The 18,937-nt window shown below is 60.3% G+C and carries 14 protein-coding genes and 2 pseudogenes; 4 read left to right on the top strand and 12 right to left on the bottom strand.

Annotated elements, in window-relative coordinates:
- The first annotated feature begins 76 nt into the window (after positions 1-76).
- Positions 77-910: an IS5 family transposase gene (locus OVA12_RS21985; RefSeq protein WP_268138618.1), complete on the top strand. Its 834-nt coding sequence runs from the start codon at positions 77-79 to the stop codon at positions 908-910.
- On the opposite strand, the gene OVA12_RS21980 is transcribed toward OVA12_RS21985, so the two are convergent.
- The 3 genes from OVA12_RS21980 to OVA12_RS21970 are packed head-to-tail and all read right to left on the bottom strand — an operon-like array spanning position 839 to position 4,427.
- A complete protein-coding gene (locus OVA12_RS21980) occupies positions 839-2,152 on the bottom strand; it encodes a condensation domain-containing protein (protein WP_268140791.1) in 1,314 nt (437 codons plus the stop codon). The two genes, OVA12_RS21985 and OVA12_RS21980, sit on opposite strands and share 72 nt — an antisense overlap.
- 40 nt (positions 2,153-2,192) lie before the next feature.
- Positions 2,193-4,184: an AMP-binding protein gene (locus tag OVA12_RS21975; RefSeq protein ID WP_268140788.1), complete on the bottom strand. Its 1,992-nt coding sequence runs from the start codon at positions 4,182-4,184 to the stop codon at positions 2,193-2,195.
- 45 nt (positions 4,185-4,229) lie between these two features.
- Positions 4,230-4,427: an MbtH family protein gene (locus tag OVA12_RS21970; protein WP_268140786.1), complete on the bottom strand. Its 198-nt coding sequence runs from the start codon at positions 4,425-4,427 to the stop codon at positions 4,230-4,232.
- Between the two features lie 1,016 nt (positions 4,428-5,443).
- Between OVA12_RS21970 and thiC the strand changes: the two are divergent.
- Positions 5,444-6,863 (top strand): annotated as a pseudogene (thiC, locus tag OVA12_RS21965) (phosphomethylpyrimidine synthase ThiC); the annotation flags it as partial.
- Positions 6,864-6,914: 51 nt separating this feature from the next.
- Here the strand turns inward: thiC and OVA12_RS21960 are convergent.
- Together OVA12_RS21960 and OVA12_RS21955 are read right to left on the bottom strand one after the other, a co-directional pair.
- A pseudogene (locus OVA12_RS21960) lies at positions 6,915-7,343 on the bottom strand (nucleotidyl transferase AbiEii/AbiGii toxin family protein); the annotation flags it as partial.
- A 166-nt stretch (positions 7,344-7,509) separates the two neighbouring features.
- Complete coding sequence (locus tag OVA12_RS21955) at positions 7,510-8,130, bottom strand: type IV toxin-antitoxin system AbiEi family antitoxin domain-containing protein (RefSeq protein ID WP_268140784.1); 621 nt, start codon at positions 8,128-8,130, stop codon at positions 7,510-7,512.
- A gap of 370 nt (positions 8,131-8,500) precedes the next feature.
- Between OVA12_RS21955 and OVA12_RS21950 the strand changes: the two genes are divergently transcribed.
- A complete protein-coding gene (locus OVA12_RS21950) occupies positions 8,501-11,146 on the top strand; it encodes a TrlF family AAA-like ATPase (protein WP_268140782.1) in 2,646 nt (881 codons plus the stop codon).
- A 209-nt stretch (positions 11,147-11,355) separates the two neighbouring features.
- On the opposite strand, the gene OVA12_RS21945 is transcribed toward OVA12_RS21950, so the two are convergent.
- The 7 genes from OVA12_RS21945 to OVA12_RS21915 all read right to left on the bottom strand — a co-directional run bounded on the left by OVA12_RS21945 (position 11,356) and on the right by OVA12_RS21915 (position 17,619).
- Positions 11,356-11,574 (bottom strand): hypothetical protein, encoded by a 219-nt coding sequence (locus OVA12_RS21945; RefSeq protein WP_268140780.1) that lies wholly within the window; start codon positions 11,572-11,574, stop codon positions 11,356-11,358.
- A 162-nt stretch (positions 11,575-11,736) separates the two neighbouring features.
- Positions 11,737-12,570, bottom strand: a complete 834-nt coding sequence (locus tag OVA12_RS21940) for an inositol monophosphatase family protein (RefSeq protein ID WP_268140778.1) — start codon at positions 12,568-12,570, stop codon at positions 11,737-11,739.
- Positions 12,567-13,406, bottom strand: a complete 840-nt coding sequence (locus OVA12_RS21935; protein WP_268140776.1) for a glycerophosphodiester phosphodiesterase family protein — start codon at positions 13,404-13,406, stop codon at positions 12,567-12,569. The genes OVA12_RS21940 and OVA12_RS21935 overlap by 4 nt, the downstream gene beginning before the upstream one ends.
- Positions 13,407-13,422: 16 nt before the next feature.
- Complete coding sequence (locus tag OVA12_RS21930; RefSeq protein ID WP_268140774.1) at positions 13,423-14,472, bottom strand: ABC transporter ATP-binding protein; 1,050 nt, start codon at positions 14,470-14,472, stop codon at positions 13,423-13,425.
- A gap of 1 nt (position 14,473) precedes the next feature.
- Positions 14,474-15,361 carry a carbohydrate ABC transporter permease gene (locus OVA12_RS21925; protein ID WP_268140772.1) on the bottom strand — a complete coding sequence of 296 codons (888 nt, stop codon included), beginning with the start codon at positions 15,359-15,361 and terminating at the stop codon, positions 14,474-14,476.
- A 1-nt stretch (position 15,362) separates the two neighbouring features.
- The gene (locus tag OVA12_RS21920; RefSeq protein WP_268140770.1) at positions 15,363-16,244 is read right to left on the bottom strand and encodes a carbohydrate ABC transporter permease; all 882 of its coding nucleotides are present in this window, start codon (positions 16,242-16,244) and stop codon (positions 15,363-15,365) included.
- Positions 16,245-16,308: 64 nt separating this feature from the next.
- Positions 16,309-17,619 (bottom strand): extracellular solute-binding protein, encoded by a 1,311-nt coding sequence (locus OVA12_RS21915; RefSeq protein ID WP_268140768.1) that lies wholly within the window; start codon positions 17,617-17,619, stop codon positions 16,309-16,311.
- 115 nt (positions 17,620-17,734) lie between these two features.
- Here OVA12_RS21915 and OVA12_RS21910 point away from each other — a divergent pair, with 115 nt between their 5' ends.
- Positions 17,735-18,889, top strand: coding sequence for an ROK family transcriptional regulator (locus tag OVA12_RS21910; RefSeq protein WP_268140766.1), 1,155 nt, complete (start codon positions 17,735-17,737; stop codon positions 18,887-18,889).
- Positions 18,890-18,937: the final 48 nt, after the last annotated feature.

The following is an 18,937-nucleotide window of genomic DNA, read 5'->3' as shown; positions in this document are numbered from 1 at the left end:
GGCTGCCTCAAAAAGAGGTGGGTGATTTCAACAGGTTATGGTTCCTTCGGATTTGCGAGATTCGATGGAGTTCAGAATGGCCTGGAGCGAAATCACCCGTCGGTACTATGCCCGGCGGACGGCACGCTATGCAAGCGACATGACAGATCGGGAATGGGCACTGGTTGAGCCTTTTCTGCCCATGCCCCGCCGCCTGGGTCGCCCGCGGACCACGGACTTGCGTGAGGTCGTCAACGCGCTGCTTTACATCGCTACGACCGGTTGCCAGTGGCGCATGCTGCCGAAGGATTTTCCACCGTGCTCGACCGTCCAGCGCTATTTCTATGAATGGCGGGCGTTGGGGCTGTGGTCACGCATCAACCACCATCTGGTTATGGAAGCCCGCGAACTGGAGGGCAGAGAGGCCTCACCGACGGCCGGTGTCATCGACAGCCAGAGCGTCAAAACCACCGAAAGCGGCGGTATCCGGGGCTATGACGCGGGGAAGAAAACCAAAGGCCGCAAGCGCCACATCATCGTCGATACGCTCGGCCTGATGGTTGGCCTCATGGTGCATGGGGCCGATATCCAGGATCGCGATGGCGCTCCCGATCTGCTGAAATCCATCCGCCACAGGTGGCCGTGGTTGCTGCACGTCTTCGCCGATGGCGGCTATGCGGGCGATAAGCTGAAGCGACGGCTGAAGAAGATCGGGCGCTGGACGGTTGAGATCATCAAGCGCTCGGACAAGGCGAAAGGCTTCGAAGTCCTACCGCGCCGCTGGGTCGTCGAAAGGACCTTCGCCTGGCTCGGCAGATGCCGCAGATTGGCAAAGGATGTCGAAAAGTCCATCGCCTCATCAGAGGCTTGGATCATCATCGCCCACATTCGCCTGATCACAAGGCGACTTGCAAGGTACGGTTATCGTTGAAGGCTTTTCGAGTCCGACTCTAAGATCCGTTTTCGCTCCAGGGCTTTCCAGGTCAATCCGGTTGACGCTCAGCCCGTCCAGCTTCATGGGAGCCGGCGGTGTATTTTGGAAAATCAGCATGGTCCGGAAGAGACCTGGGTCCGTAACCGCTCTGCCCGGCCGCACCTTCGCCAGGACAGCGTCATAGGGAGCGCCCGCACAGGCGAGCGCCAGCCCCGTCGCCTCCTTCGCGGCATCGACCGTGTCCCGGAAACTTTGCACCCCCGATAGGTTCAAAGGCAAAGCGAGCGTGTTCAAGAAACACCCGATAAGCTTCTGGACGCCCGGCCAATTGCGGTCGGCAACCGGTGACCCCACGGTCATTTCACTGGCGCCGCCGCAGCGCATCAGCAACGTCCCGACAGCGGCCAGGAGCACTGTGTAGAGTGTCGTGCCCTGACTTACGGCAAGGCTGCGCAGCTTGTGCGCACAGCCTTCGTCGATTTCACAGCGAACACTTTTTCCTGAGAAACCGGACCGCGTGACCTGTTGGCCCGGCACCAAAACACTGTCAGGCACATGTTTCAGCCGGCCGGCAAGAACATCGACCTGATCACGGATCTCCTTGCTTGCGGTGGCGCTTTTCGCCAGATGGGCATAGTCAAGATATCTGAACAGCATATCGGGCCGGCCATCGTCTCCACCAGCGTTGTAGTGGTCTGCCAGTTCATTGCACAGGACCGAAAGCGACCAGCCATCCGACACCAGATGGTGCACGGCAAGCAGAAGAACATGCTTGTTTTCAGCAAGACGAAATAGCCGCCAACGCACAGGGACGGTGTCACCGATTTCAAATGGCTCGGACAGGCAACGTTGCAGGTGCATGTCGAGCTCTTGAGGTTTGACCGCAGTTTGCACCAGGGGCGGGCCACAAGGCATCACACGCTGCTTGGGCCCTTCGCGTGTTGCCGGAAAACACGTGCGGAGCGGCTCATGGCGCCTAGTGATCGTGTCGACAGACCTGAACAGGCTTGAAACGTCGAGCGGTCCATCCAGCGCGAAAGCTGCGCCGATGTTGAAACTCGCCCCTGCCCCCTGTGCTTCGTGAACAAACCAGAGACTTTCCTGCCCAGGCGCCAAGTCATATTCGTTCATTTCCAGAGGGAGTCGTCCGGCAAAGGATCCCGATTCGAAATTCAACTCCTGCCGCGCTTTCCTTAAACGCTCGAGCGTCGAAAATTCATTACCGTTCAACTCAGACATTGGCTACGCTCGACTTTTAAGCAAAAAAAATGCCCTCTGGTCAGAGGGCGTTCTCGTAACGATTTTTATTTTTCGTCTCTCGCGCGGCCTTCGCTATTATTCGAGCCACGTGATCTTGATCGTCGTCACTTAAGCTCGACCGTATTTGCTGCGCCACCTCATCAGCCGCCGCCTCGAAGGTCACGGCGCCCAATAGTTTGGTGATTTGGAGCGAAACCCCAAAAATCTCGGCAATTTCAGATGCGATGCGCATCGCGATCAAGGAATCGACGCCGATCTCTGCAAAGGTGGCTTTGTTATCAAAGCCGGAGGGTACCTGAACTCCATTTTGCCTTACGATGTCTCGGATCAAATCGCTCAGTACGGGAACCCAGATATCCTCGCCTTGTGTCAATGCGTTTTGCACCGAAGGCTTGCCCGACAATTTGCCTGCAAGATAATCCTTCTTGGTTTCCCGGCGGCGCGGTTTGCCGCTGGTTGTCCGCGCGACCTGGTTGCCGCGCGGCCAAACGACCTCGTGGACCATCAGTCCATGCTCGTTAAGCACCGCTTGCCTGATCCGCGCTGCGAGTTCCGGCCTCCGGCTGCGAAACCTGCTCGGCAATTCGCAGGCAACCACGACGTGTTCCTGAACACCGACGGAGACGCCAAATACGACGACCCTGCACGCGGCAAGCACTGGATCAAGGGAAGCGACGGTTGTTTCGATATCTTCCGCGAAGTGGTTTTCTCCGGCAAAGACAATCATGTCCTTCACACGTCCGGTAATAAACAACTCACCTTCCGACAGAAAACCTTCGTCTCCCGTCCGCAGCCAAACCTCGCCTTCCAATTCCAGAAAGGCGTCCGCAGTGTCGTGCGGACGGTTAAAATACCCGGCAGTTACACCAGGACTGGAAACATATACTTCACCGATCTCTCCGTCAGGCTGGTCTCGGTCGCCGGAGCGAATTCGGAGCTCCGTCCAAAGCGCGGCTCGGCCGCAACTGACCACGCCGTTACGCAGCTCCGTTTCATCCTGGCCGGAGACGCGCCAGCGTCTGCCGTTTTCGTATGGACCGGCGGGGTCGCTCGTGACGACAAGCGTCGCCTCTGCAAGCCCGTAACTCGGCCGCAACGCACCGGGGGCGAGCCCCACTTCCGAGAAGCGGCGTTCAAATTCTTCCAAAGTGGACTGACGGTTGGGCTCCGCCGAGGCAACGGCGACTTTCAAGCACGAAAGATCAAGGCTCTGCAGGAAGTCTTGCGAAACGCCGTGGGTGCACGCCCGAAAGACAAAATCCGGAGCCCCCGTCACTGTTCCTCGATGATCCGACAGGGCCTTCAACCAGACGGCCGGATCGCGCCCGACATCCTGGGGCCTGATCGAAATCACGCGCGCGCCCTCCGCCAGCGGGGTCAAAAGTCCAAACACCAGCCCGAAATCGTGGAAAAGAGGCATCCAGTTCACCATTACGGATCGCTGGGAAATTCCCGCGGCATGTGCGATTGCAAGCACGTTGGTTGCAATGTTCCGCGCGGTAACCATGATTCCCTTCGGGGTTCCAGTCGAACCGGAAGAGTATTGAAGATAGGCAAGGCCATCCTCGCAAACAGTCTGGGGAACAGCCGGCAGATCGCAGAGTTCATGCGACAGAAGCTCGTCAACACAAACCTGGTCCACCGAAACAGCCTGTGGCTGGCCGCCATGTACCAGAAGAACCGGCCCTGCATCTTTCACGACAGCATTTTGAAGCGCTTTTTTCCGCGGAGACCCGGCGGCATAAAGCGGCACGGGTATGGCGCCTGCACGCAGCGCCCCCAGAAAAAGGCATGCGAACCTCTTAGCATCTTCAACACTTGAAAGGACCGTTCGACCGACACACCCGGATGCAATGAGCGCGGACGCGACATGCCGGCATCCCCGGTCCAGATCACAATACGTCATCGGTTCGGACGTTTCGTTACCCGAACTGTCGAGAGAAACGATCGCCACGCGATCAGGTTCATGAGCGGCAATCCTGAGGATACGCGTCAACACATGCTCTACCATCTGACGTCCTCTACACCTGCACTCGCGCTACGCTTGACCATGCGGTCATGTTTCCGCCATGGACTTGCGCAAACTCAGCGGCCTCATGTCAGTCCAGACTTCGTCAATATGATCCAGGCAGGCAGCTTTTTTCCCTTCGAAACCTTCGGCTCTCCAGCCTTCGGGAATCTCCCTGTCCGCAGGCCAGATTGAGTATTGCTCTTCGTGATTCAGCACGACCTTGTAGACAATTTCCTGGTCCATCGAAACGCTTCCCAGATCCATCTAAAGTTGTATAATGCTACTAATAGCTACACTGATATTTCTGTCAACCGGTATTTGATTTTTCTTTTGATTGTGACAAAATTATGCAATTTAAAATGGATTAATAATATTATTAAGAGACTTACTTCAAAATTTTTTGCCATATATCGAATAATTACACAAGAACATCATTGCTTTACGCATCAGAAAATAATAAAAATGTTTTAAAACACTTAGTAAGCAATGATTAAAGAAAAATATACATACACCGCACGATTGCCCATCAAAAATGTTCAGAATTATTTCCTGTTTTCTTTCAATTCCAAATGCTGGCTTGGCCTTATTTGAAACCCAGGGTTACTTTCAGGAGCGAACCTCGCAGGCGAAAAGACCGGCTACCGCAGCCGCCTATCAGCCGCTTCGAGAGGCCATCAGGAACGGGAGGTCAGCCACCGAATAGAGGGAAACAAGCTGAAAGCTGTCGTTGACCTCACTGGACTACGCCGCACCAGACGGTGCGGAACTGGCAGGGCACCATATCGACAATTTCATACGGGTCCGGAGCGCAAAATCGATGCGGTGAGAACAGTCGGTCCACGAAACCGGATCGGGCTGTGTTTTTCAACTCTACACATTGCGAAAGCCCCGGGCCGGATCACATTTGGGCCCGCCGCCACCCGGCGGCGGACAAAAGCGGAATTGGAGTGACGGGATTTTTTGCAACTTTTGCGATTGACGCCACGGAAAAACGCACAAACAATGTAAGCACGTCAGGGGAGTCCCACCGAGGGGACTGAGAGGCTGATAGGGGGAAACCTTGGTGATGCGACCCTTTGAACCTGACCCAGTTGACGCTGGCGTAGGAAGACCGAAGGGCACATCCGCAAACCTCAACTTGTTGAGCGCGGTCCTTTCGGGCCGCTAAAGGCCTTTTGTGCGCGCCGCAAACCCCGGGCCGATGCGGTCCCTTTCTGCCGAATGTTTCCACTTGGGTCTCGTCGCAAGAGGAGACCGAAATGAAAAACACAATTCCCGCAATCACGACGGGTCCCCTGCCCGCTTCGCGTAAGGTCTATGTGACCGGAGACAGACACGGGATCCAGGTGCCCATTCGCGAAATCGCTGTTTCCAACGAAGCACCGCTCACTGTCTATGACAGTTCCGGGCCCTACACCGACCCCGGTGCGCGGATCGACATTTCAAGAGGATTGCTCCCGCGGCGCGGCCGCTGGCTGCTTGAGCGCGGAGACGTTGAAGCCTACGAAAGCCTACCGGCAGCACTGGCCGGGAACGATCCCGGTTCCGGTGACCGGGGCACGCCGGCATTTCCGGTCCGGCATTTGCCTCTGCGAGCGGCGGGAGGTCGCGCGGTGACGCAGCTGGCATATGCCAGGGCAGGCATCATCACACCCGAAAATCGAATTTGTCGCGCTACGCGAGAACGAAGGCCGGACGGAGGCTTATTGCACCGATGGCGAAGGACACGGAGCGCGCCTGCCCGACGTTGTCACAGCTGAATTCGTGAGGGACGAGATTGCGGCGGGCCGCGCCATAATCCCGGCGAACGTCAATCATCGAGAGCTGGAGCCGATGGTCATCGGCCGCAATTTCAAGGTGAAGATCAACGCCAACATTGGCAACTCGGCGGTCTCTTCCTCAATGGAGGAAGAGGTGGAAAAGATGGTCTGGGCTATCCGCTGGGGCGCGGATTCCGTCATGGACCTGTCGACAGGCCGGGACATCCACAACATCCGCGAATGGATCATCCGCAACGCACCGGTACCGATCGGCACTGTGCCGCTCTACCAGGCGCTGGAAAAGGTATGCGGTGCCGCCGAAGATCTCTCGTGGGAGATTTACCGCGAAACGCTGATCGAGCAGGCCGAGCAGGGAGTGGACTATTTCACCATCCACGCCGGCGTGAGACGGCATATGATTCCGATGACCGTGAACCGGGTGACCGGCATCGTCAGCCGGGGTGGATCCATCATGGCCAAATGGTGCCTGCGCCATGAACGCGAGAGTTTTCTTTACGAACACTTCGACGACATATGCGATATCGCCCGCGCCTATGACGTGAGCTTTTCCCTCGGCGACGGATTGCGTCCGGGCTCCATCGCCGATGCCAACGACGAGGCCCAGTTTGCCGAGCTGGAAACCCTGGGTGAACTTACCCGGGTTGCCTGGGCCAGGGACTGCCAGGTGATGATCGAGGGGCCGGGCCACGTGCCGATGCACAAGATCAAGGCCAACATGGACAAGCAACTCGCGACTTGCGGCGAAGCACCGTTTTATACGCTTGGGCCGCTCGCAACCGACATCGCGCCTGGCTATGACCACATCACCAGCGGCATAGGAGCTGCGATGATCGGCTGGTTCGGGACTGCAATGCTTTGTTACGTCACGCCCAAGGAGCACCTCGGGCTTCCGGATCGCGGCCTCAAGTTCACCGTCGGAAACGGGAACGGCCCTAGCGATCGCCCACAGATCGAAGTAGTCTTTCATGCGTCCGTTGGCGACGCCAAGGGCAACCATCGCCTGGACCTTCTCGGCGACTACCGTTGCAGGTGGATAAGTCCGTATTCTCGGCGTTTCCATGCCAAGCAGTGATGGATAGGCGAATGGCTGTGCGCCGGCGGCAATCGCGTCTCCAAACCCGATATCGATCGTGACCGGGATGCGTGCTTTCTCCAGAAATGCCGTCGTCCGCAGACGCACGCCCTCGTACTCCATGTCTTCCCGGATCGTCATTGCCGCCAGCGCTGCGGCATCGAAGATGAGTCCATCGTTCGCATCTATCGCCATGATTTCTGCAAACGTGGCCTTGAGGTTGTCTATGCTGGCGTCCCCGAACCCGAGAAAGTCCGCATCCCGTGTCTCGCGGTTGCCTCCCTCCATCCAAAGCGTCAAGAGCATGCCGCCCTTCAGGACGAAACGGTCGTTGTGATCCGATATCGAAAGGCGATAGAGCAGTCGCTCGAGCGCGTAACGGACGAGCACGACTTCGTACACGCGCCCCTCCTTGCGTGCGAGGTTCAGCAACCTTTGCTTGATTGATGCAGCCTGATTTGCCGGAGGCGTTTTACCCATTCGACGTCAAAGCCTCGAGATAGGGTCGCATGATCCGCCAGGCCCCTGCCCCCAATGCCGCGTCCGCGATCGCACCAGGCGTGGCCTTGCGCTGTTCAAGTGCTGCGCGAAGGCCCTCCACGGCAACCGAGCGGTCGACCAGCTTGCTGTTGCGAAAGATGTCAGCAAGCGTCTTTGTTACCGAAAATACGGGCACGTCGACGCCTGATATCCGGTGATGCTCGATTCCCTGCTGCATGTACTTGTCGCGAAATTCGACGATTCGGATCGGGGGATAAGCCGGCGCCGGCGCCCAGTCCTTCGTGCTGATGGCGACCCAGATCTTCCGAGGCATCTGATCGGTCAGCCCATGGAAGGCGAGTGCCGAGACCATCGCGATGACCCCTTTCGGCACCAGTTTTGCTGCTTCGGCCAGTGCCTGTTCCGTGTCCACATCGGTGTCGGCGCGCTGGTACAGACCCCGGGAGATGCGAACAAGCTCGCCGTCATCAACGGCGCGCTTGATCGTTTGACCGGCGATTCCCACCTTGCGGAGCTCGTACGCGCGCACGATCGGCTTTGATCGGAGAAGAGCCGACAGCTGATCACGCTGGGTTCGTCCTGCCTGGGTCATGCCGTTACATATCCTGGGTCTAACTTGATTCTCACCCAGGTTTTGTAACACAATCTCGCGTGACAATTCCTGGGTCTATTCTATTCAACACCCAGGTTTTGTAACGCACAGACCCACTTTCCACCAGCCCAATCGAACGGTGCGCTGATCCAACGAAGCCCCTAGGAGCCGACATTCATTGCAACTCGAGCCAAGGGCTAAATTGGGCGGATGAACCGACATGCGGCTGCGCCCTGCAGCTTCGCAGCCGCACCGACCGTCGATGAACAAAGTACAGAGCCCTCTGGATCGTTACTTCCGGCCTGTACATATGCTTGCCGGGTGTGGTCTACTCACCCAGAAAAACTGACTATTCGCATGGATGTAGGTATTGAGCGAGGCACTTCAGGAACTCTTCGAGTATGGGGCGCAGTGGGTAAGAGCAGACTTTCACCTGCACACGCGTGCCGATAAGGAATTTCACTATGATGGCGAGGAGGATCGCTTCGTCGCCAGTTATATTGATGCGCTCGAAGCCGCCGGGACACGGCTCGCCGTCATTACCAACCACAACAAGTTTGACCTCAACGAATTCAAAGCCCTGCGCAAGCGAGCGCGTAAGTCGGGGATCGGTGTACTGCCCGGATTGGAGCTGTCGGTCAAGGACGGCGCGAACGGCGTACATACACTGGTCGTGTTCTCCGATTCCTGGCTGGCTGATGGTCAGGATTACATCAACCAGTTCCTGGGAGTAGCCTTCGCCGGCAGGGTCCCTGAGCAATACGAGCAGGAAAACGGCCGGAGCAACGCTGATCTTGTTGATACGCTAAAAAAGCTGGAAGGCTACAATCGGGATTTCTTTATCATTTTCGCCCATGTCGAGGCCAATAGCGGATTGTGGAAAGAAATCGGCGGGGGGCGGATGGGAGAGCTTGCTGCAGAGCCCTTGATCCAGAAATACACCCTTGGTTTTCAGAAGGTACGGACGCACGACAAACCCGATGCCGTATGTCGCACCAAGGTCAAAGGCTGGTGGCGCGAGCACTATCCGGCCGAGGTCGAGGGTTCTGACGCAAAAGCAATCGGCGACATTGGCAAGGGCAAAAAGGTCTATCTCAAACTTGGCGATCTTGGTTTTGATGCCGTCAAATTCGCACTGACCGATCATAAATTCCGCGTCTCGGCAGAGGTCCCACCGGTTGGTCATTCTCATATCAATGCCATTCGGTTCGAAGGCGGATTGCTGGATGGTAAGCGGGTCACCTTCTCTCCGCACTTGAATTGCCTGATCGGCATCCAGGGCAGCGGCAAATCCTCCATTCTGGAGAGCGTGCGCTATGCGCTCGATATCCCCTTTGGCGAAAAGGCACAGGACAAGGAGTACAAGGACAAGCTCTTGCCTCATGTCCTCAAAAGTGGCGGCAAGGTGATTGTCGAGGCGACTGACAGGCATGGTGGGCAGTTCGAAGTAAGTCGTATCTGGGGACAATCGCCGAATGTCTATGTCGATGGCAAGCTGCGTCCGGGCGTTTCCATTAAGGAAACCATCATTACTAAGCCGCTGTATTTTGGCCAGAAGGACCTCTCTGCCGCCGGAAAAGGCTTTGGGCACGACCTTGTCGAAAAGCTCATGGGGGATAGCCTGAAAGCTGTCCGACAAAAAATCGAAGAACGCTCGGGCGATCTGAAAACAGCGATAGATAGTTTCAATTCGGTCCGCAATGATGCCGAGGACAAGCAGGTGCTGGAGGATGAACTCAAGGATGTCGAGTTTAATCTCGAGCATTTCGACAAGCACGGCGTCAAGGACAAGCTTGAAAAGCAATTAGCCTATAGCGAGGACCTGACCTACTGCGAAGGCATCGACGAGACGGCGCAAGGCTGGCAGAAGGCAATTGATGATGCAGCGACCCAAGCCGAAGAAGACTTCAAGCTGATCGAAGCCCATGCATCCGATCACAACGCTGATTTCTTCACACGCTATGCGGTCAAATTGCAGGAACTGAAAGGAACCGTTGCAACCGCCAAGACCCTTGCTGCCATGATCAAATCCAAGTCTGGCGATCTACATGCGCTGCGCCAAGAACTTGAAGGCATTCGCGATGGCCTATCGGAAGAATTTGCAGAGACCGAACGGAATTTGGTTAAGGCGCTCGAAGAACAAGGCGTTACCTCGATCCAGCCGGATGCCTATATCAAGCTCGTGCAGCGCAAGCAGGAACTTGAGGCGCAGATCGACGAACTGGCCAAGCGCACCAGCAAGGAGAAATCCAAGCTTGAGGCAGTTCTGACTGCCATGGCTTCGCTGGATAGCGCATGGCATGATGAGTTTAAGCTCATCGCGGCGGCGTTGAGGATCATCAATGAATCGCAAGGATCGTTGCGGGTAGACGCGGAGTTCAAAGGTGATCGCAGCGCCTTCAAGAACCACATTGATGGGCTGCTTCGCGGCAAAAATCTCCGCAAGGAATATTATGAGGCCCTCGCCGCTGCTTATATCGATTTTGGCGAGATTTTCAAAGACCTCGACAAAGCTTCCACTAACGCTAAGGGAAAGTCCGAAGAGTTCAAGAAGCTCTTCATGGCGAACTTGGACGCACTTACGGGTTACCAAGTACCAAACAGCTACACGGTGACATATCATGGCAAGACGCTGTCATCACACTCTCTCGGTCAGCGTGCCTCTGCAATGATGCTCTTCCTGCTGAGCCAAGAGGGGAATGATCTCTTGCTCATCGATCAGCCGGAAGATGATCTCGACAGCCAAACCGTCTATGAGGAAGTGGTGAAACTGGTTCGCAAGCTAAAGCCAAATCAGCAATTCATCTTCGCAACACACAATGCGAATTTCCCGGTGCTGGGCGATGCTGAAACTATCACCACGTGCAGCGCCAGCGATAATGAAATCGCTATATCGGTCGGCAATATTGACGACAAAGCGTGTCAGTCAAGCGTTATCTCTATCATGGAAGGCGGCCCGGAAGCGTTTGAAAGGCGCAAGACGATCTATCAAATTTGGAAAGCACGTGCCGTTTGACGATGGCTACAATCAAATGGGGCGCAGTCCTTCGGGCATGGCCGGCGCGAGGAAACTGCGTTGCAGCATCTTCGGTGACATGGAAGGCAGGTATGAGCCGGAATCTTTCGGTGACCTGAACGATGTAAATGTCCGCTTCGCAGATCTAATGTCCGGAACTCGAATACCCGAAGTCGGCCCCTTACCAGAACAGTCGCGAGCGGCTTTGCTTATCGGAAATCGATCGGGCGAAATTTTGGTACTTGGTACACGAAATTCCCTGCTTCACCTTGAATTTTCAGTTCTAATTTCGGCCAGTCCGTCCAGTCCATCATGGGGGCAACGGCGAAGACGGGGGCCGTGTAAAGCTTGTCCTGCTGCAGGGTCTCAGTCCCGAAAGACACGTTCATCTCCGTCTCGCTGCCGCCGTCGGTCTGCCGCACTGGCATGCGAGGACGGCCAGAGCCATCCCCAAGCGCGGCGGCGACCTGATGGGAAGGCGGCTGCTTATCACGAGACGCAGGGAATTTACAGGGTGTAGGGCCAGCCAAATGCCGCCCGAGGCCCGGCTCCCGTGCAAGGCAGGGCTGCACGAGCGCCGGGTCTGAGCGTCAGCGGAGCTGCAAACGCTGCACCACCTCGGCATGAACCTCGCTCGAGACCGCGGCGACCAGCGGGCCCTTCGGGACATGCGCCCCGCGATACGACGAACCGTCGGCCAGCCGCGCAACGCCGCCGGCTTCCTCCACCGCCAGGGCGCCGGCGATGTGATCCCAGGGCTGCAGGCTGGCGCTGAGGTTGAAGTCGACGCGGCCCTGCGCCAGCAGGCGGTATTCGTGGCAGGAGCAGCGCAGCGACGTCGCCCGGCCGAGTTCAGCCATGCCAGCTGCAATCCGCGGCCGGTCTGGCTTTGGAAACAGGAACAGCGGCACGAAGCCGGCAACGCCCTGCTCCGCCGGGCCATTCTGTACCGACAGCCGTTCCGGCTCGCTGCCCGGCCGGGCAAAGAACGCACCTGCCCCACGCTCGGCCATGACCCAGTCATCGCCGAGCGGATCATAAAGCAGGCCGAACACCGGCTCGCCGCGCCTGAGCACCGCGATGATGACGCCGAACACCGCAAGGCCATTGGCGAAGTTCCAGGTGCCGTCGACCGGATCGCAGACAATCGCAAGTTCTGCCTGCGGCAACGCGTCCAGCAGGCTCCGGTCGGCGGAGACCGCCTCCTCGCCGAGGAACAACGCTTGCGGCATCAGACGCGCGCAGGCCACGCGCAGGCGCTCTTCCATCTGCCGGTCCGCTTCGGTCACGAGGTCATCCGGGGCGGACTTTGCCGCAATCATGTCGGAGGACAGCCGCCGGAAGCGCGGTAGGATTTCCTCTGCCGCGCCGGCGCGCACCTCATCAATGAGCCAGTCCCAGATCTTGGGCGAAGGTGCCGTCATGCCGCCTCCCCTTGCCGGTTGATCCAGCGCGCCAGGTGGTCCGGAATGTCGGTCTGGAACACGGACACACCGGCCTCCACCAGTACACCCCAGATGGCATCCGGGTCCTCAAGTGCAAGGCTGTCGCGGAAGCCGGCCGAAGCGACCGGATCCAGTGTGTTCACCCAGACCGAGGTGCCCCCGGCGTTGAGCACGCTGGCTGCCTGACGCAGCGTGTCGAGGCTGTCGTATTTCACTTCCGTGATCACCGCGCCGCTCTCCAGCACGCGGGCAGCATCATCAGCCCAGGTATCGGCCTTCAGGCGCAGCATTGGCATCACCATGACGCCCGTCGTCGCCTCGATATGGCGCAGCCGGGCCAGGTCCTCGGCCGTGGCGAGCGGGAACTTCACGTTGACGCGCTCAGCCGCGCCGCAGTCCGCTGCCATCCGGGCCACGGTTTCCATCAGATTGGCATGCTTGACGTCGAGATCGAGATAGCCGCGCCCGTCGGCAAGCGCCAGAACCTGCGCCAGCGTCGGCACCGGCTCCTGCGACACCGGCGCATCCGCGCCCCCGTCCCCCTCGCGCAGGCGCAGCCCGGCGAGCGTTGCCATGGTTTGGTCGGCAGCGACGCCGGACTGGCCGGTCATGCGATCCAGCGTGTCGTCATGCATCAGGAACAGGATCCCGTCGGCGCTCTCCTGGATGTCGATCTCGACAATCTGATGCCCGGCGTCATAGGCGCGGCGGATCGCCAGCAGGCTGTTCTCGGGACCGACGGTCCAGGCCCCGCGATGGGCCACGATCAGCGGCTTGCGATTCTTGCGGGCAACGAAGTCACGGTAACTCAACAAGGACGTTTCCTTTCGATCAGGAGACAAGGCGAACGCCGGTTTCGGCGTCGAACAGGTGCAGGGCACCATCGGGAATGCCGAGACCGGCCTCGGCGGGAACCGGCCGTCCGGCCGGAGACTGCACGGCGACCGTTTGGCCATCGGGAAGGCGGAAGACCTGCACGACATGCGAGCCGAAGTCCTCACGGTGCAGCGGAACGAGTGGCGCACCGCCGCCGTCCAGAACCGCCGCCTCAGGACGCACACCGGCCAGCACCTGCCCCTGATGCGCCGAGGCGACCAGCGGCGAGCCATCACCAAGCCGCAGCCAGGTGCCGTCGCCCGTGGCCGTGATGAGGCTCATCGGCGGATGGCCGATGAAGCTGGCGACGAAGCGCGTGGCCGGGCGGTGGTAGATGTCAGCCGGGGTTCCGATCTGCTCGACCCGGCCAGAGTTCATGACGACGATCTGGTCGGCCAGTGTCAGCGCTTCGGCCTGGTCGTGGGTCACGAAGACCGTCGTCGCGCCGATACGGCGGTGAAGGTCGGCGAGTTCCGCCCGGGTTTCATGGCGCAGCAGCGCATCAAGGTTCGACAGCGGCTCGTCAAACAACATCACCTGCGGCGTCCGCACGATGGCGCGGGCAATCGCCACGCGCTGGCGCTGCCCGCCCGACAGTTCCGAAGGGCGGCGGGCCAGATAGTCGCCGAGGCCAACGACACGCGCGGCGTCCGCAATCCGGGCCATGCGTTCACGGCGCGGCACCCCGGCGACCTTCAGCGGATAGCCGATGTTGTCGCCCGCAGTCATGTGCGGATAGAGCGCATAGGACTGGAACACCATGGCGCAGCCCCGCTCGCGCGGCGGCAGGTCCTGCACTTTTCGTCCGCCGATCTCGATCTCCCCGCCTGAGACCGCTTCCAGCCCGGCAATCAGGTTCAGCAGCGTGGACTTGCCGCAACCGGAGGGCCCCAGGATCACGGTGAAGGCGCCGGCGGTGAAGGTCAGGTCGAGCGGTGGCAGCACCTCGGTCGTGCCAAAGCGCTTGGCAACGCCTTTCAGCGCGATTTCAGCGGCTTGTGTCATGTCATTTCTCCGAGAGGGCATAGCCGCGCACGATGAAGCGCTGCAGCAGGGCAACCATGGCCAGCGGGATGGCCGAGACGACGAGGGCACCGGCCATGATCAGCGGATAGTCCGGCACCGCCCCCGGCATGTCGTTGGCCAGCCGGGACAGCCCGACGACGGCCGTCTGCATGTCCGGCCGCGAGGCGGCCACCAGCGGCCACAGGTATTGAGTCCAGCCGCCGAGGAACATCATGATGAACAGGGCGATGAGCGGCGCGCGCGACAGCGGCAGCAGAATGTCGAGCGCAAAGCGGACCGGCCCCGCCCCGTCCATCACGGCGGCCCTTGGCAGGTCGCGCGGCATCGCCAGAAAGGCCTGGCGGAACAGGAAGGTGCCGGTCCCATGTGCCACCAGCGGGGCGGCAAGACCGAACCAGGTGTCCAGCACCGAAAGGCGCATCAGCGGCCCGATGCCGAACACGTCCAGCACGAGGTTCACCGGCATGCCGACATCGGCGGCGACCTGATAGGTGGTGATCACCCGCAGGTCGAGCGGCAGCATGATGGTGACCAGCGTCAGGGCAAACAGCGCCCCGCCCCAGCGGATCTGGAAGAACACGATCGCCAGCGCGGTCATGAAGGCGAAGAGGCACTTCAGCGTCGCGACCAGCATGGCCGCGACGAAGGAATTGACCAGCTGGCCGGGGAGTGCCGTCTCCTCGAACACGCGGGCGATGTTGACGAGGAGCTGATCGCCCGGCAGCCAGCTCAGGCCGCCGGTCAGCACGGTTTCATAGGCCTGCGTGGCCGTGACGAGCGCGACAACGAGGGGCAGCAGCACGAACCCCATACCCAGCGCCAGAATGAGACCGGCGACGCGGTCGATGCTCTTGGTGTTCTCGACCATGTCAGCGCTCGTATCTCACGCGGCGTTCCAGAACGAGGAACTGGAAGGCCGTCAGGATCAGGACAAAGATCATCAGCAGGGCCGTCTGGGTCGCAGCACCCGACAGGTCATACCCACGGAAGCCGTCGACGTAGATTTTATACACAAGAAGTGTAGTAGACCCGCCCGGACCACCCTCGGTCATTGAATCAATCAGGCCAAAGGCACCGGTGACACTCTCTGTGAATTCGAGGGCGAAGGTCAGGAACAGTTGCGGCGCGATCAGCGGCAGCTGGACGTCGCGTACCCGGCGCCAGGGGCCTGCTCCATCGAGCGCGGCCGCCCGGTGCAGCACCTGCGGCACGGCCTGGAGGCCGGAGAGCAGCACGACGAAGTTGAACGGAATTCCGCCCCAGACATGGGCCACGACAATCATCGTGAAGGCGTCCGCCCCGTCGATGCGCGGGTTCCAGATCCCCGGAAACACGGCATTGAGCGGCGCCAGCAGACCCAGAAACGGGTTGAAGATGAAGACGAACACAAGCCCGATCGAGGCCCCGGCCACGCCCTTGGGCCAGACCAGGATGTTGCGCGCCGGCTGGCTCAGCCGGATGTGCCGGTCGGCGGCGAGCGCCAGGATCAGCGGAATGACGATGGCCAGGGTCGAGCCGATCACCATGAAGACAAAGGTCAGGCGCAGCGAACGCCAGAACTCCGGGTCGGCCAGCACTCTTGCGTAGTTCTGCAGGCCAACGAACTCCGATCCCCCGCCGAACGGACGCTCCAGCGTGAAGGACCAGTAGAAGGCGAGATAGACCGGCAGATAGAAGAACAGCGCAATCAGCAGCGTCTGCGGCAGGATAAGAGCAAAGGCCAGCCAGCGCTGGGGAAACAGGGCGAGCATCAAGGATCCTTCCGGGAAAAGGCCCAGCCCCTGACGCGCATGGCCAGGGGCTGGGCCGCTCTGCTTACGGCAGGGTCACGCCGGCATAGGTCGCCTGGAAGCGGCGCAGCAGCTCGTCACCACGGGTCTTGGCGCTGTCGAGGGCTGCCTGCATCGGCTTCTCGCCGTTGAAGGCCTTCTGCGTCTCTTCCATGAAGATGTCGCGGAACTGGACGAAGAAGCCGAGCCGGATGCCGCGGCTGTACTCGTTGCCGGCCACGTCCATCGAGCCGACGCCCAGCTCGGCCACCGCAAAGGCCGGATCCGAGGCCCGGTCGGTCGTCTTGATCAGGTCCAGCGCGGCCTGGGTCACCGGCACGTAGCCGGTCGCCTTGACGAACTCGAGCTGCGGGGCCGGGTCGCGCAGGAAGTCGAGGAAGGCGCGCGCAGCCTTGATCTGGTCCTCGCCATGCCCCTTCATCACATAGATGGAGGCACCGCCAACCAGCGTGTTGCGCCGCTCGACGCCCTCGTACATCGGCGCCAGACCCACCATCAGCTTGTCGCCGAGCGCGGCGAGATGGCTGGAATAGCCGCCCGTCGAGTTCTCGATCATGGCGCATTCGCCGGCGTTGAAGGCATCGGCGAACTTGCCGGCGCGCGTGTCGGCCGCCAGACGGACGAGCCCGTCCTTGCGCCAGCCGGCAAGGTTTTCCATGTGCTTGGCCGGCAGGCCGGCATTGAAGGCGTACTCCGCATCGAGGCCGGCAAAGCCGTTGCCCTTGGTGGCGACCGGTGCGCCGTGACGGGCCGCAAACTGCTCCAGCACGCGCCAGGGATGGCCGTCGGTGGCATAGGGGCAGGCATGGCCAGCATCGCGCAGCTTGGTGGCGACCTTGATCACGCCTTCCCAGGTGGTCGGCAGTTCGCTCACGCCGACCGAGGCGAGCGCCTCCCGGTTGCCGTAGAAGATCAGCGTCGAGGCATTGTAGGGCTGCGACCACAACGCGCCCTTCGACGTCTCGTAATAGGAGCGCGCGCCGCCGATGTAGCTGTTCCAGTCGACGTCAGGCAGCACCTCCGAGACTGGCACCACGGCGTTCGACAGCAGCAGGTCGAGCGTGCCGGCGTCGAAGAACTGGATCAGCACCGGATGGGTTTTTGAACGATAGGCGGCGATTGCCTTCTGCATGGCAACCTCATAGCCGCCCTGCCCGACGCAGGTGACCTTATGCTCGCTCTGGGCGGCATTGAAGCTGGCGCAGTTGGCCTGGATTGCCTCTTCGATCTTGCCGGTATTGCCATACCAGAACTCGAAATTGGCGGCGTTGACCGGATTGGACAGGGCGGTGCAGGCCAGCGCGCACAGCGCGGCGGCAGTGGCTCGAACAGTCATGACGGCTCCTCATGGGGCGGTGGTGAAGGCAGGCGGATTACTACACTTTAAGTGTGACAATGCCGTGACGCGGGACGCCTTTGCAGCCGGCCTGCCCTGTGCTTTAAATCCGGCCATGACCTATGATCCTGTCTCCCTGATCTCGCCCCGGTTCCTGCGCTCGAGCGACCCGTGCGAGATCGTCTCGGACAATGAGCGCGCCCTCTTGCGCCTGGCGCGGGCCTATCCGGGTCATTCCCGCTCGGAGATCGCCGCACGCCTGCCGCTGGCGCAGCAGTCGGTGCACCGGATCATCGACGCCCTCGCCGAACGCGGCCTGATCCTGCTGGGCAACCCGAGGCCCGGCACCGGCCGCGGCCAGCCGAGCCCGACCGTGTCCCTCAACCCGGACTTTGCCTGGACAGTGGGTCTGTCGATCAATACCGACCGTGCCGGCCTTTGCCTGATGCCCTTCGCCGGTCCGTCAGAAACAGTGTCCATCGACATCGGCGGCCAGGGGCTTTCGGAAAGCCTCGACCGCATCCAGGACCGGCTCGCACAGCTCCTCGACCAGCGCGGTGTTGCCGCCGAAAAGATCCTGGGGCTCAGCCTTGGCATTGCCGGCTACCGCATCGAAGGCACAACCTACAACGCGCCGCTGCCCTTGCATGACTGGTCGCTGATCGAGCTGGGGCCGCTGCTCGCGCGGCGCTTCAATCTCCCGGTCTGGGTGGAAAACGGCGCCAGCACAGCCGCCGTCGGCGAGGCGATGCTGGGCGTCGGCCGCCATATCCAGAGCTTTGCCTATCTCTCGTTCAACTACGGTTTCGGCGGCGGGCTGATCCTGAACGGCGAGCTCTATGCCGGCTCGAACGGCAATGCGGGCGAATTCAGCGGCATCGTCGATGTGGAGGGCGGCAAGCGGCGCCCGGCCCTTCAGCTGCTCATCGCCCGTCTCGAGGCTGAAGGCATGCATGTTCCGAGCCTGGAATGGCTGAGGCGCAACTTCCGCCCCGACTGGCCCGGCGTCGAGGCCTGGGTCGATGACGTCACCCCCTTCACCAACACGCTGCTCAATGCCATCTGGTCGGTGATCGACCCGCAGGCCATCGTCTTCGGCGGTGAAGTACCGCGCAAGCTCGCCGACATGCTGATCGAGCGCGTCACCTTCAACAACAGTCCGCGCTACGGCAACCGCCGCCGGACGCCCAAGCTCATCGTCTCGGACCTCGAAGGCGAACCCTCCGCCATCGGCGCCGCCGCCCTGCCCTTCAAGACCTGCGTGTTCTGACCCGGCAGGCTCCTGACATGAAACCGTCTTGCAGCCGTCAACAAACTG

The organism is Pannonibacter sp. SL95 (assembly GCF_026672425.1).
Lineage (GTDB): Bacteria > Pseudomonadota > Alphaproteobacteria > Rhizobiales > Stappiaceae > Pannonibacter.
Note: the sequence above shows the minus strand (reverse complement) of the source record. Positions and strands in the feature narration are given on the sequence as shown.